Genomic DNA, 13,248 nt, shown 5'->3' on the forward strand with positions numbered 1-13,248 from the left:
GGTGGGGTAAGCCCTTCCCAGGACTTTCGGCGACAGGGATGTCGCCGAAAAGCCTTCAGGGATGAACTTGTAGCGTGTCCTGGGAAGGGCTTACCCCACCCCAGGACGGTCCCGAGTTCGATCAGGCGCGGGCTTCGAGCGCTACGACAGCCGGCAGCGGCTTGCCCTCGACATACTCAAGGAATGCGCCGCCACCAGTGGAGATATAGCTGATATCACCGGCGACGCCGAACAGGTCGATCGCCGCCAGGGTGTCACCCCCGCCAGCGATGCTGAACGCCTCGGACCGGGCGATGGCATCGGCCACGGCCTGCGTGCCGCGACGGAAATTCTTGAACTCGAAAACACCGACGGGGCCGTTCCAGATCACCGTACCGGCACCCCAGATGATGTCCGCGTACTCGGCGGCGGTCAGCGGACCGATGTCGAGGATCATTTCCTTGTCACTGATGTCGTCCAGGTTGCGAGAGCGGGCCTCGGCCTCGGGATCGAAGCCATCGGCGACGAGCACATCCCTGGGTATGGGAATGTGGCCGCCTTTCTCGTGGGCCAGGCGGATCAGGCGCTGGGCCTCGTCTACCAGGTCCGGCTCGTACAGGGACTCACCGACATCGTGGCCGGTCGCGGCGATGAAGGTATTGGCGATACCGCCGCCGACGATCAGCTGGTCACACTTGTCCAGAAGGGCCTCCAGCACGGTCAGCTTGGTGGACACCTTGGAGCCGCCGACAATGGCCAGCAAGGGGCGCTGCGGATCTTCCAGTGCCGATTTCAGCGCGCTGATTTCGCGCACCAGCAGCGGGCCGGCACAGGCTTCACGCGCGTAGCGGGCCACGCCCTCGGTAGAGGCCTGCGCACGATGGGCGGTGCCGAAAGCGTCCATGACATAGACGTCACACAGCGCGGCCATCTTGCGGGACAGCGCCTCGTCGTTGGCCTTCTCGCCCGGATTGAAGCGGACGTTCTCGCACAGCACGACCTCGCCCGGCCCGATGTCGACACCGTCGAGCCAGTCGCGTTCGAGCCGCACGTCACGACCCAGCAGTTCGCCGAGCCGTTCGGCCACGGGGGCCAGCGAGAATTTCTCCTCGAACTGGCCCTCAGTGGGCCTGCCCAGGTGCGACATCACCAGCACCGAGGCCCCGTCGTGCGACAGTGCCTCGATGATGGACGGAACGGCCGCGCGAATCCGCGCGTCGGACGTCACCTTGCCGTCCTCGACAGGGACATTCAGGTCCTCGCGCATCAGTACGCGTTTACCGGCCAGGTCCAGGTCGCTCATGTGCAGGCAGTACATCGCGTCGTCCTCAGGCGTTGACCAGCGCCAGCGTGGTATCGAGCATGCGGTTGGAGAAGCCCCACTCGTTGTCGTACCAGCTCAGCACTTTCACCAGGTTGCCGTCCATGACACGGGTCAGGCCGGCGTCGAACACGGACGAATGCGGGTCGTGGTTGAAGTCAATCGACACCAGCGGCTTGGCGTTGTAACCCAGCACGCCCTTCAGCGGACCATCGGCGGCGGCCTTGACCGTCGCGTTGATTTCCTCGACTGAGGTATCGCGGCTGGCGATGAAACTCAGGTCCACGACCGAGACGTTGATCGTCGGCACGCGCATCGAAAAACCGTCGAGCTTGCCGTTGAGTTCCGGCAGCACCAGGCCAACGGCCGCGGCCGCGCCGGTCTTGGTCGGGATCTGGCTCATGGTCGCGGAACGCGCACGGCGCAGGTCGCTGTGATACACGTCGGTCAGCACCTGGTCATTGGTGTACGCGTGGATCGTCGTCATCAGGCCCTTCTCGATGCCGATGCTGTCATTCAGCACCTTGGCCAGCGGCGCCAGGCAGTTGGTCGTGCAGGACGCGTTGGAAATGATCTCGTCCGTGGACGTCAGGCTGTCGTGGTTCACGCCGTAAACGATGGTGGCGTCCACACCCTGGCCGGGCGCGGAAATGACCACCTTGCGGGCACCGGCGGCCAGGTGCGCGCTGGCGGCTTCGCGGCTGCGGAAAAAACCGGTGCATTCGAGCACGACGTCAACGCCCAGGTCTTTCCAGGGCAACTTCGACGGGTCACGCTCGGCCTTCACCTCGATGCGGTCGCCGTTGACGACCAGGTCGCCGTCCTTGACGCTGACTTCGCCCGGGAACTTGCCGTGCGCGGTGTCGTAGGCGGTCAGGTGCGCGTTGGTTTCCGCGTCACCCAGGTCGTTGATGGCGACAATCTTGATTTCGTCGGTGCGACCGGACTCGTACACGGCGCGCAGGACATTGCGGCCGATTCGGCCGTAACCATTGATGGCGACTTTAACTGGCATGGTATGACTCCTCTTGCAGGTTAATCCTTATTGAGCGTTTCGCGGACCGCCGCGCAGACGTTGTCGACGGTCAGCCCATATTCTTCGAACAGCTGTTTCGCGGGCGCGGAGGCACCGAAGCGGTCGATACCGACCACCTTGCCACGGTCACCGACAATGCCGCGCCAGCCCTCGGTGACGCCAGCCTCGACGGCGACCCTCGCAGTGACGGACGGCGGCAGCACGGCTTCACGCCAGCCAGCGTCCTGGCCGTGGAAACGGCCGACATTGGGCATGGAGACCACGCGCACGGCGACACCTTCACCGGCCAGCGCATCGGCAGCGCCGGTCGCCAGGCCCACTTCGGAGCCGGTAGCGATAATGATCGCGTCCGGCGTGCCTTCGGTGTCGCGAAGAATATAACCGCCCTTGTCGATATCAGCGATTTTCGCGTCGTCTCGCGACTGGTGTGGCAGGCCCTGTCGCGTCAGGATCAGTGCGTGGGGCCCCTGGCGCTCCTCGATGGCACACTTCCATGCCACCATGGTTTCCACCGTGTCGCAAGGGCGCCAGACGTTCAGGTTCGGAATCAACCGCAGGCTGGCCACGTGCTCCACCGGTTGGTGGGTAGGGCCATCCTCGCCCAGGCCGATGGAATCATGCGTGTACACCAGCACCTGGTGGGCGGGGATCAAGGCCGCCATGCGCACGGCGTTGCGGGCGTAATCAGAGAACGTCAGGAACGTGGCGGTGTAAGGCACGAAACCACCGTGCAACGCCAGGCCATTCGCGAGCGCGGTCATACCGAATTCACGGACGCCGAAATGCACGTAGTTGCCATTGCGGCCACCGCGCAGGACATCCTCACTGCCAGACCAGATGGTATTGTTGGACGGCGCCAGGTCGGCAGACCCGCCAATCAGTTCCGGTAGCGACGGCCCATAGGCATTCAGCGCCTGCAACGACGACTTGCGGGTGGCCACATCACCGCCGTCCGCTTGCGCCTGGCGAATGGCCGCGGCCGTTTCGGTCGCCCAGTCGGCAGGCAGTTCACCCGCCATGCGGCGCGAGAACTCCGCTGCCACTTCCGGGTAGGCCTGGCGGTAAGCCTCGAACCTTGCATTCCACTCGCGCTCGGCCTTGGCGCCCGATTCCCGTGCCGACCAACCAGCGTAGATGTCATCCGGCACTTCGAACGGCGGGTACTCCCAGCCCAGCTCCTTGCGTGTCGCGGCGACTTCCTCGTCTCCGAGGGCAGCGCCGTGCGTGGCCTCGGTACCCTGCTTGTTGGGCGCACCGTAACCAATGATCGTGCGGGTGCAGATCAAGGTCGGGCGGCCCGATTCTGCACGGGCGGTTTCAATCGCCTGGCGAATCTCGGCCGGATCATGGCCATCGACGTTGCGTATCACCTGCCAGCCGTAGGCCTCGAATCGCGCCGGGGTGTCATCGGTAAACCAGCCCTCGACCTCACCGTCGATGGAGATGCCGTTGTCATCCCAGAACGCGATGAGCTTGCCCAGGCCCAGGGTGCCGGCCAGCGAACAAGCTTCGTGGGAAATGCCCTCCATCAGGCAACCATCACCCATGAAGACCCAGGTGTTGTGGTCAACAATCGAGTGGCCATCACGGTTGAATCGATCGGCCAGGACCTTTTCGGCCAGCGCCATGCCGACCGCGTTGGCCAACCCCTGGCCCAGCGGGCCCGTGGTGGTTTCCACGCCGGGGGCTTCACCAAACTCCGGATGGCCCGGGGTCATTGAATGCAACTGGCGGAAGTTGGCCAGCTCCTTCATCGGCAAGTCGTAGCCGCTCAGGTGCAACAGCGAATACAGCAACATGGAACCGTGACCGTTGGAGACCACGAAACGGTCGCGGTCGTACCAGCCAGGGTTGGCCGGGTTGTGGCAGTGGTAGTCGTTCCAAAGGACTTCGGCGACATCCGCCATGCCCATCGGCATGCCGGGATGGCCGGAATTGGCGGCCTGCACACCGTCCATGGACAGCACGCGAACCGCGTTGGCGAGTTCTCTGCGGGTGGGCATCAGGGCTCCCTTAAAGGTGAATTCAGTGGTTCACCCCGGGCGCTCCAACGTCGCAGGGTGAAGCGTCTCATTCTCCATCACTGGCATGACAGGGGCAAGCGCCGGACCGGATCGATCCGGCGCAAACGAATGCAGTCGCCCTTAAGCCGTGTTCAAACGGCTCAGTTCTGCTCCAGGCGGCCGGCTTTCAGGTCTGCCCAGTACTCGCTCAGCTCGCGTTTCACCACCGGCAGCAGGAAGTACACGCCCAGCAGGTTGGGGATGGCCATGGCCAGGATCATCGCGTCGGAGAAGCCGATCACGGCACCCAGCTGCATGCTCGAACCAATCACGACGAAGAACAGGAACAGCAACTTGAAGACGATGTCCGCCGCCCGGGACTCACCGAACAGGTAGGTCCAGGACTTCAGGCCGTAATAGGACCAGGAGATCATGGTGGAGAAGGCGAACAACACAACGGCGACGGTCAGCACCCAGGGGAACCAGGAAATGGCCGACTCGAAGGCGTTCGAGGTCAGCTGCACGCCGTCCACGCCGGCGCTCGCGGTCCCGGTAATGATGATCACCAGGGCGGTGATGGTGCAGACCACGACGGTATCCACGAAGGGCTCATACAGCGCCACGATGCCCTCGGTCACGGGGCGGCTGGTCTGCACCGCGCTGTGGGCAATGGCCGCAGAACCGACACCGGCCTCATTGGAAAACGCCGCGCGCTGGAAGCCGACAATCAGCACACCGACGAAGCCGCCAGCCACGCCCTCGGGGCTGAATGCGCCACTGAGAATGGCGCCGAAGGCCGCCGGCACCTGGCCGACATTCATCAGGATGATCACGACACCCGCCAGCACGTAGGTGACGGCCATGAACGGCACGATTTTCGACGTCACGCGGGCGATGCCGCGAATGCCGCCAAGAATCACCAGGCCGACCAACGCGGCGACCACGATTCCAAACAGCCAGCCCTTGTCCGCCAGCCAGCTGGCCTCGCCCCCGGTCACGTTGACCAGCTGGGAGAAACTCTGGTTGGCCTGGAACATGTTGCCACCACCGAACGCGCCGCCGACGCAGAACACGGCGAACACCACGGCCAGCACCTTACCCAGCACGGCGAAGGCCGGCCCTTTCTCGGCCAGACCCTTCGACAGGTAGTACATCGGGCCGCCAGAGACGGTGCCGTCGGGGTATTCATTGCGGTACTTCACGCCCAGGGTGCACTCGGTGAACTTGGACGACATGCCCAGCAGACCGGCCACGATCATCCAGAACGTGGCGCCTGGGCCGCCCAGCGATACCGCCACCGCGACGCCAGCGATGTTGCCCAGTCCCACCGTACCGGACAGCGCCGTGGCCAGTGCCTGGAAGTGGGTCACCTCGCCGGCCGCGTCAGGGTCAGCGTAGTCGCCACGGACCAGCTTGAAGCCGTGCGTGAACGCGCGCAGGTTAATGAACTTGAAGTACACCGTCATGATGGTCGCGGCGGTCACCAGCCACACCAGCACGAAGGGAATATCCGCGAACCCGAGCGGGATCGGATAGAAAATGACACTGGTGACCGCGTCGGCGATCGGCTGGATGGCATTGTTGATCTTCTGGTCAATGCCATCCTGGGCGACGGCCGGTAAAGCGACCAGCGTGGCGAGTACGGCTGTCAGTATTCTTATGATTCGCATGGTGAGTTTCCCTGGGTGTGTGTTGTAGTCGCGTCTACGCGCGCCTTTGCTTCTTGTCTGCGCTTTGCCGGGTCACGGCACAACCGTGACCGGGCGATCGGCAATCTGCACCAGGCTGCTGGCCACGCTGCCAAAGAACTGGGCCTTGAACCGGGATGAACCGGCGCGGCCGACGATGATGCTGGCGGTGTCGTTGTCTTTTGCGAGTTTGGCCAGCGTTTCCGCCGCGTGGCCATGGCGGATCACCCCACGCGCCTCGATGCCGGCCTCGCGGATTTTTGCCACGACCGGGTCGATGACCTCGGTGCGCGCCCGCGCCAGCTCTTCCTCGCGACGCTTGTGGCGCTGTTCATTCTCCGCCGCCGTGCTGAAGCTGTAACGGGACCATTCGATGACGTGGGCGACCAGCAGGTCGGCGCCGGAATCGCGTGCGCGCTCAATGGCGTAATCAAGGGCGCGGTCGCTGCAATCGCTGCAGTCGACACCTACGAGGTGGGTTGCGGACATGGTGGTCTCCGTGTGAATGATGGCCGATAGTCTAGCCCAATCACCTGTGACCTGCGCCAGCCCTCAAGCTGGCAGGACGCCGTCGGTCAATCCTTGCCCTGGGTCCACTTGATCGAGCAGCCCATTGAAGGCACCTGCTCGGCGGGCCCACGACCGGTTTCGGCGACCTGCTTCATGGCCTCGAACAGTTCGCGGGGCATGTCGGGCGCATCGGCATCCGCGCCGGCGGCGTCGAGCCGGCCGCGGTACTGCAACTCCAGGCCGTCGTTGTAGCCAAAGAAATCAGGCGTGCATACGGCCCCGTAGGCTCGCGCGACCGACTGCGTCGGGTCGATCACGTACGGGAATGGGAAACCGTACTGGCGCGCGACCTGCGCCATGTTTTCAAACGAGTCTTCGGGATAGTCCGCCGGGTCATTGGACATGATGGCCACGCAGCCAATGCCCAGCGCCTGCAACTCGGCGCAGTCACGCACCAGCTTTTCCCGGATCGATTTAACGTAGGGGCAATGGTTGCAGATAAACATGACCAGCAGCCCGTTGGGGCCGCGGCAGGCTTCGAGATCGAGCCAGCGGCCATCGGTGGCTTCAAGGCGGAATGAGGGTGCCGGAAGACCAAACTCGCAAACGGGGGTGTGCTTCAGTGCCATGCGGACTCCAGAATCGCTGAAACCCGCATTATAACGACACTGCGAGCGCTATCATTGTGGGCAGATCGAACCATCTTTTGCTATGCTTGTCTTAAGACACGGATGTGATGCGGGCCTGCATTCCATGGCTCGCCAAAACGGCTCTGCAACCGGTCAACTATGAGAAAGCTTCGCACGACAATTTGGATGCGACGGCGTGGTGCCCTCACCGCGCTTTTTGTGCTGGGCCTGTCCAGCACGCCGTTGCAGGCCGATGAAGCGGGCTTTGAAGTGCCCGGCGTGCCGCCATATTCGCCGATCAGCACCCCCAGGGCCGTCATACCGTTTCCGCTGACCAGCCAGGCCGATTCCGCGCTGTTGCCCTTCGACCTGGGCGGCAGCGACCAGCGGCGCCTGAAACTGCAACTGGAGCAGCCCATTGACCTGCGCGCCATCGGCATTCACGGCAGCTCTTCGCTGAACGGCCAGCGCGTGATTTCCGGCACCGGGCTGGATTTCCGCGTTGATGACCAGCTGTCACTGGGCGGCGGCATGACGCTGGGCCAGGCCGAGCCGGGTTTCCAGGCCCTCGGCAGTATTCATTGCGAAGACGGCACCCTGGACGCAGGCTCCTACACGGCCTCCAACTGCTACTTTATCGACCGCGCGGCGGCCTACCGCACCGGTACCGCGGCGCTGGGCGCGAAGTTCCGCGTGACCGAGCGCGCCGATGCGTCCGTCAGGCTGTACCAGTCCCGCGCGGAACTGGATGTCACCGGCACGCCGTGGGGCGCCATGCCCAGCGTGGATCCCATCGAACGCGTCATGGCCGGCGGCAACCCGCTGCTACCCACGCAGGAGATGCTGCCCGGCGTCAGCTCGCAGGACTCCCAGATGACCGGTATCGACCTGGAGTTCCAGGTGGGCATCTCGACCGACCGCGCCGGCGACATGGTACTCGGCCTGCAATTGACCCGCGTGCTCGACAGCGAACAACGCGGTGTCTACTACTCCTCGCCGGGCATTCATCAGTGGACCATTGCCGAACCGTTCGACACCGCTGGCCTGAGCTTCGACTGGAGTCGCGGATCGTTCAGCGGCGGCGTGGCGTCCTACTACCGTACGCCCGTGGACTTCCTCAACCGCCCGTCGCTGGATGCGCAGGCCACCTTCGACGTGCAATTCACCTGGCGAGCACCGTGGAACGCCAGTCTCAGCGTGGGCGCGAGCAACGTGCTGGATGAAGGCAACGACGAGCCGGCCGTGGACTCGAGCCTGGCCGACCCGTTCGAATCCATCTACGGCCGTATCCCCTACGTCCGTTACAAGCAGGACCTCTGAGTTACCGCCCGGTCAGCGCAGCTTTTTCAGCTGCTTCCTGGCCGAGTGAAGGAACACCCGCGTCACCAGGTAGCCGACCACGCCCAGCGATAGCAGGATCACCGGCACCGTGCCCGGCGCCTGCGTAAATTCGGGCGATTCCCACCAGTACCAGCCACAGGCGGCCAGCATCAGCGAGATGGCCACGTAACTGGTCATTTTCAGGTGATAGATGCGGTCGCGAAGCCGGCGTCGCTGCAGTTCTTCACGCTGCTCATCAGACAGGTCTTCGGGGACAAAGCCGCAGGCCGGGCATCGCGGCGCGACGCTGGACATGGGCTTGTTGCACTTGGGGCATTCGACGATCAAGTTCAGACTCCGTTTCTCATGCGGGCGTCACGTTAACACGGTGCGGCAGGGTAATCAGGCGCCGAAAAATACGATCTCGGCCCGCAGGCCACCCTCAACACGATTCTCAAAGTGGATCCGCCAGCCGTACAGTTCGCAGAGCCGCTTGACGATGGCCAGGCCCAGCCCGGAGCCCGAGCCAGTGGCGCCCTCGCCGCGGTAGTGCCGGTCCAGTACCAGGCGGATCTCGTCTTCGGGGATACCCGGCCCCGTGTCCTCGACGGCGACACGGCCCGATCCGACACGGACCACCACCTCGCCGTCCGGCGTGTAGCGGATTGCATTGCTGACCAGGTTGCTGACCGTCACGGCGATCACTGACTGCGGTGCAATGACGCTGACCCGGTCCTCTTCTTCCAGGCGCAGCTCCAGCGGCTTGCTGTCCAGCAGCGGCCGGTGCAGATCGATGATGTCCTGTGCCACGTCGGCCACGCTGTGCGACTCGCTGCCTTCGTCGGTGCCACGTTCGGCCCGCACCAGGTGCAACAGCGCCGTGGTGATGTCAGTCGACTGCCGTGCCGCGCGGGCGATGCGCAGCAGGCGGTTTCGGGTCTTCGCCGGCAGATCATCCTGCGCCAGCAACAGCTCGGTTGCGCCGGAGATCACGGCCAGTGGTGTGCGCAGTTCGTGGCTGACATCGGCGTTGAACTCCCGGTCCCGCTCGACCAGGTGGTGCATGCGCTCGGCGTAAGCGTCCAGGGCCGCGGCCAACTGGCCCACCTCGTCGTCGGCAAACCATTGCGCCAGCTGCGGCGACGGCGAGGTTTCCTCGGCCTCCTCCAGCCGCTTGGCGAGCTCGGTCACGGGGTGCATGACCCGGGTGGACGACCACATGCCGATGGCCAGCGCGAGCACGGAAAACAGCAGGACCACGCCGATCAGCGCGGTGAACAGCTGGCGTTCCAGGCGGCGGTTGTCAGTCACGTCGTAGAGCAGGAACGCCCACAGGTCTTCGTCCTTGCGCACGGCAACTTTGAAATGGCCATCCGCCAGGTCGACGTCATGAACGCCGGTGTCCAGTTCGCGCACCTGTGCGGAGACGCTGCGGTTGGGGTCGCCCGGCCGGGTCACGTAGCCCTGGATGCGGGTATAGAAGGGCTCAACAACGGAAGGGTCTTCGCGCAGCTGCATGACATAGTCGTCAAGCTCCTGGGCGATGGTCGAGCCAATCAGCTGGTCTTCGAGGTAGCCTTCGAGCAGCAGCACACTGGCCGCGAACAGGCCGCTGAGCAGCGTACCGAGCAGCAGGAACGAGAAGATGATCCGGCTGCGAAGGCGCCGCCTAAACTGCATCCGACTCCATCAGCCGGTAGCCGATACCGTGGCGGGTCTGGATCATCTTGGTGCCGAAGGGTTTGTCGATCTGCGAGCGCAAGGAGTGAATGTGAACCCGCAGGCTGTCGCTGTCAGGCATCTCTTCGCCCCAGACTTCTTTCTCCAGCTCCGCGCGCGTGACCACGTTCGGCGAAGACTCCATCAGGCAACGCAACAGCTTCAGGCCGATGGGATTGAGTTCGATCTCGGTGCCGTCACGGTTGACGGTCAGGGTGTCCAGGTTGTACTTCAGGTTGCCCACCTGCAACACCCGGCTGCCGCGATGGCGGCCGCGACGGCTGAGCACGTCCAGGCGCGCCTCGACCTCCTGCAGCGCGAACGGCTTGACCAGGTAGTCGTCGGCCCCGCTGTCGAAACCGGTGAGCTTGTCTTCCAGGCGGTCGCGCGCCGTCAGCATCAGCACCGGCGTGTCCTTGCCGGCGTCCTCACGGAGCTTGCGGCAGACATCCAGGCCGTCCATGCCCGGCAACTGCAGGTCGAGCACGATGGCGTTGAAGTCGTTGACGACCGCCAGGTGAAGGCCGGTAATGCCGTCACCGGCAAAATCGACGGTATGGCCGCGGTCTTCCAGGAAATCACCCAGGTTGGCCGCGATGTCCGGGTTATCTTCGATGATCAGGATATGCATAGCTGTGACGAGTCCATTTCACGGACATAAAGAAAGGCCCAAGCAGATGATATCAACACCTCGCTTGGGCCTTGACTGCCCCATGTGTCTTGCATCAGCACGATCTGCTGCCACTCGCACCCGCGCTCCATGTCGGTTTGCCAGTGCAGGCACAGTCTAGGCCCGCACGCGTTAAGGCCGGGTTAATCGTGACGGTGAATTACGTTAAGCCCCGTCACCCGGTCAGTCGAGCAACTCGACGTCGTGCAGGCGCTCGGACAGGGAATTGGCGTCGCCGCCTTCCGACAGCTTGACCGCCAGGCGCACCTCGTTGGCCGAATCGGCATAACGCAGCGCGTCGTCGTAGGTGATCTTGCCTTCCGTGTACATGTTGTACAGGCACTGGTCGAAGGTGATCATGCCGTGATGGCCCGATGCCTTCATGATCTCCTTCAGTTCGGCGATCTCGCCCTTGCGGATGGTGTCCTTGACCAGCGGCGTAGCCAACAACACCTCGACAGCGGGCCAGCGCCGCGTGCCGTCCACCGACGGCAGCAGTTGCTGCGCGATCACGGCCTTCATGTTGAATGACAGGTCGAGCAGTACCTGTTCCTGCTGGTCTTCGGGGAAGAAATGCAGGATGCGGTCCATGGCCTGGTTGGCGTTGTTGGCGTGCAGCGTGCACAGCACCAGGTGGCCCGTTTCCGAGAACGTAATGGCGTGCTCCATGGTCTCGCGTGTACGAATCTCACCGATCATGATCACGTCCGGCGCCTGGCGCAGGGTGTTGCGCAGCGCGACTTCAAACGATTCCGTATCGACGCCCACCTCGCGCTGGGTGACCAGGCTCTTGTCGTGAAAATGGACGTATTCGATCGGGTCCTCGATGGTGACGATATGGCCGCTCATGCGCGAATTGCGGTAACCGAGCATGGAGGCCAGGGATGTCGACTTACCGGTGCCGGTCGCGCCCACGAACAGGATGATGCCGCGTTTCTCCAGCGACAGGTCATTGAGGATGTCCGGCAGGTTCAGTTCGTCGGTGGTCGGGATATGGGTCTCGATACGGCGGCAGACCATGCCCACCATGCCCTGCTGGTAAAAGGCACTGACACGGAAGCGGACGTCGTTATCCAGCGACAGCGCGAACTGGCACTCGCTGGTGGACTCGAACTCCTCGCGCTGGCGCTCGCTCATGACGCCGTAGACGATCTCCTCGGCCTCCTCGGGCAGCAGCACCTCGGTGGTGAGCCCGCGAATCTTGCCGTTGACCTTGACGCAGGGCGGCGCCTCTGCGGTCACGAACAGGTCGGACCCCTTCTCCTCGTGCAATTGACGTAACCAGCCTTCGACAACGCTCATGGTGCGACTCCTACTGGAACAGCTTGCGGTCGACCGCCTTGCGGGCGGCGTCGTGCTTGGAAATGATTCCGCGCCCGACCAGCATTTCCAGGTACTGGTCAAGCGTGTGCATGCCGGCCGCCTGGCCGGTCTGGATGGCGGAATACATCTGCGCCACCTTGTCCTCGCGAATCAGGTTACGGATGGCCGGCGTGGCCAGCATGATCTCGTGCGCGGCCACTCGGCCACCGCCATAGCGCTTGATCAGCGTCTGCGCGATCACGGCGCGCAGCGATTCCGACAGCATCGAGCGCACCATCGATTTCTCACCGGCCGGGAACACGTCGATGATACGGTCGATGGTCTTGGCGGCTGAACTGGTATGCAGCGTACCGAAGACCAGGTGACCGGTCTCGGCCGCGGTCAGCGCCAGGCGGATGGTCTCGATGTCACGCATTTCACCCACCAGGATGATGTCCGGATCCTCACGCAGGGCCGCACGCAACGCCTGGTTGAAGCCATGCGTGTCGCGGTGCACCTCGCGCTGGTTGATCAGGCACTTGCGAGACTTGTGAACGAATTCGATCGGGTCTTCGATGGTCAGGATATGACCGGCGACGCTGTCGTTCAGGTAGTCGATCATCGCCGCCAGCGTGGTGGATTTACCCGAGCCCGTGGGCCCGGTGACCAGCACCAGGCCGCGCGGCACGTTAATGATTTCCTTGAACGTGGGCGGCGCGCCGATGTCCTCCAGCGTCCAGACGGCTTCCGGAATGGTACGGAAGGCGCCACCGACGCCGCGATCCATGTGGAAGCAGTTGACACGAAAACGGGCCAGGCCCGGCACCGCGTAGGAATAGTCGACCTCCAGGTTGGCCTCGAAATCGCGGCGCTGGAAATCGTTCATCGTGCTGTAGAGCAGCTCCTGCAACTGGGTATTGTCCAGCGCAGGCACATTGAGTCGCTTGAGGTCGCCATCCACACGAATCATGGGCGGCAGGCCCGCTGAAAGGTGCAGGTCTGAAGCCTTATTCTTGACCGAATAAGCGAGTAATTCCGCGATGTCCATATACCCCTCCTGAACGAGACCCG

At 63.6% G+C, this 13,248-nt stretch carries 12 protein-coding genes; 1 reads left to right on the forward strand and 11 read right to left on the reverse strand.

The window, feature by feature from the left end:
- Window positions 1-121: 121 nt before the first annotated feature.
- The 6 genes from F3N42_RS15210 to F3N42_RS15235 all read right to left on the reverse strand — a co-directional run bounded on the left by F3N42_RS15210 (window position 122) and on the right by F3N42_RS15235 (window position 7,166).
- A complete protein-coding gene (locus F3N42_RS15210; protein WP_150865715.1) occupies window positions 122-1,297 on the reverse strand; it encodes a phosphoglycerate kinase in 1,176 nt (391 codons plus the stop codon).
- A gap of 10 nt (window positions 1,298-1,307) precedes the next feature.
- Window positions 1,308-2,315: a type I glyceraldehyde-3-phosphate dehydrogenase gene (gene gap / locus F3N42_RS15215; protein ID WP_150865718.1), complete on the reverse strand. Its 1,008-nt coding sequence runs from the start codon at window positions 2,313-2,315 to the stop codon at window positions 1,308-1,310.
- Between the two features lie 20 nt (window positions 2,316-2,335).
- The gene (tkt, locus tag F3N42_RS15220) at window positions 2,336-4,339 is read right to left on the reverse strand and encodes a transketolase (protein ID WP_150865721.1); all 2,004 of its coding nucleotides are present in this window, start codon (window positions 4,337-4,339) and stop codon (window positions 2,336-2,338) included.
- A gap of 161 nt (window positions 4,340-4,500) precedes the next feature.
- Window positions 4,501-6,009 (reverse strand): alanine/glycine:cation symporter family protein, encoded by a 1,509-nt coding sequence (locus F3N42_RS15225; protein WP_150865724.1) that lies wholly within the window; start codon window positions 6,007-6,009, stop codon window positions 4,501-4,503.
- Between the two features lie 72 nt (window positions 6,010-6,081).
- Window positions 6,082-6,516, reverse strand: coding sequence for a universal stress protein (locus F3N42_RS15230; RefSeq protein ID WP_150865727.1), 435 nt, complete (start codon window positions 6,514-6,516; stop codon window positions 6,082-6,084).
- An 86-nt stretch (window positions 6,517-6,602) separates the two neighbouring features.
- Window positions 6,603-7,166 carry a thioredoxin family protein gene (locus tag F3N42_RS15235; RefSeq protein WP_150865730.1) on the reverse strand — a complete coding sequence of 188 codons (564 nt, stop codon included), beginning with the start codon at window positions 7,164-7,166 and terminating at the stop codon, window positions 6,603-6,605.
- Window positions 7,167-7,352: 186 nt separating this feature from the next.
- Here F3N42_RS15235 and F3N42_RS15240 point away from each other — a divergent pair, with 186 nt between their 5' ends.
- Complete coding sequence (locus F3N42_RS15240; protein WP_150865731.1) at window positions 7,353-8,486, forward strand: TonB-dependent receptor; 1,134 nt, start codon at window positions 7,353-7,355, stop codon at window positions 8,484-8,486.
- A gap of 12 nt (window positions 8,487-8,498) precedes the next feature.
- Here the strand turns inward: F3N42_RS15240 and F3N42_RS15245 are convergent, their stop codons facing one another.
- The 5 genes from F3N42_RS15245 to F3N42_RS15265 form a co-directional block, all read right to left on the reverse strand.
- Window positions 8,499-8,834 (reverse strand): hypothetical protein, encoded by a 336-nt coding sequence (locus F3N42_RS15245; protein WP_150865734.1) that lies wholly within the window; start codon window positions 8,832-8,834, stop codon window positions 8,499-8,501.
- A gap of 54 nt (window positions 8,835-8,888) precedes the next feature.
- Window positions 8,889-10,166 carry a sensor histidine kinase gene (locus F3N42_RS15250; RefSeq protein WP_224784977.1) on the reverse strand — a complete coding sequence of 426 codons (1,278 nt, stop codon included), beginning with the start codon at window positions 10,164-10,166 and terminating at the stop codon, window positions 8,889-8,891.
- On the reverse strand, window positions 10,156-10,836 hold the full coding sequence (locus tag F3N42_RS15255; RefSeq protein WP_150865737.1) for a response regulator transcription factor: 681 nt from the start codon (window positions 10,834-10,836) through the stop codon (window positions 10,156-10,158). Before F3N42_RS15255 ends, F3N42_RS15250 begins: the two co-directional genes overlap by 11 nt.
- A gap of 222 nt (window positions 10,837-11,058) precedes the next feature.
- Window positions 11,059-12,177, reverse strand: coding sequence for a PilT/PilU family type 4a pilus ATPase (locus F3N42_RS15260; protein ID WP_150865740.1), 1,119 nt, complete (start codon window positions 12,175-12,177; stop codon window positions 11,059-11,061).
- A gap of 10 nt (window positions 12,178-12,187) precedes the next feature.
- Complete coding sequence (locus F3N42_RS15265; RefSeq protein WP_150865743.1) at window positions 12,188-13,225, reverse strand: type IV pilus twitching motility protein PilT; 1,038 nt, start codon at window positions 13,223-13,225, stop codon at window positions 12,188-12,190.
- Window positions 13,226-13,248: the final 23 nt, after the last annotated feature.

This window comes from Marinihelvus fidelis (genome assembly GCF_008725655.1).
GTDB lineage: Bacteria > Pseudomonadota > Gammaproteobacteria > Xanthomonadales > SZUA-36 > Marinihelvus > Marinihelvus fidelis.

Bases quoted from the DNA above. Each gene is read 5' to 3' on its own strand.
- F3N42_RS15230 (WP_150865727.1), bottom strand. From the start codon at position 6,516: ATGTCCGCAACCCACCTCGTAGGTGTCGACTGCAGCGATTGCAGCGAC.
- F3N42_RS15255 (WP_150865737.1), bottom strand. From the start codon at position 10,836: ATGCATATCCTGATCATCGAAGATAACCCGGACATCGCGGCCAACCTG.
- F3N42_RS15260 (WP_150865740.1), bottom strand. From the start codon at position 12,177: ATGAGCGTTGTCGAAGGCTGGTTACGTCAATTGCACGAGGAGAAGGGG.
- F3N42_RS15250 (WP_224784977.1), bottom strand. From the start codon at position 10,166: ATGCAGTTTAGGCGGCGCCTTCGCAGCCGGATCATCTTCTCGTTCCTG.
- tkt (WP_150865721.1), bottom strand. From the start codon at position 4,339: ATGCCCACCCGCAGAGAACTCGCCAACGCGGTTCGCGTGCTGTCCATG.
- F3N42_RS15235 (WP_150865730.1), bottom strand. From the start codon at position 7,166: ATGGCACTGAAGCACACCCCCGTTTGCGAGTTTGGTCTTCCGGCACCC.
- F3N42_RS15240 (WP_150865731.1), top strand. From the start codon at position 7,353: ATGCGACGGCGTGGTGCCCTCACCGCGCTTTTTGTGCTGGGCCTGTCC.
- F3N42_RS15210 (WP_150865715.1), bottom strand. From the start codon at position 1,297: ATGTACTGCCTGCACATGAGCGACCTGGACCTGGCCGGTAAACGCGTA.
- gap (WP_150865718.1), bottom strand. From the start codon at position 2,315: ATGCCAGTTAAAGTCGCCATCAATGGTTACGGCCGAATCGGCCGCAAT.
- F3N42_RS15225 (WP_150865724.1), bottom strand. From the start codon at position 6,009: ATGCGAATCATAAGAATACTGACAGCCGTACTCGCCACGCTGGTCGCT.
- F3N42_RS15265 (WP_150865743.1), bottom strand. From the start codon at position 13,225: ATGGACATCGCGGAATTACTCGCTTATTCGGTCAAGAATAAGGCTTCA.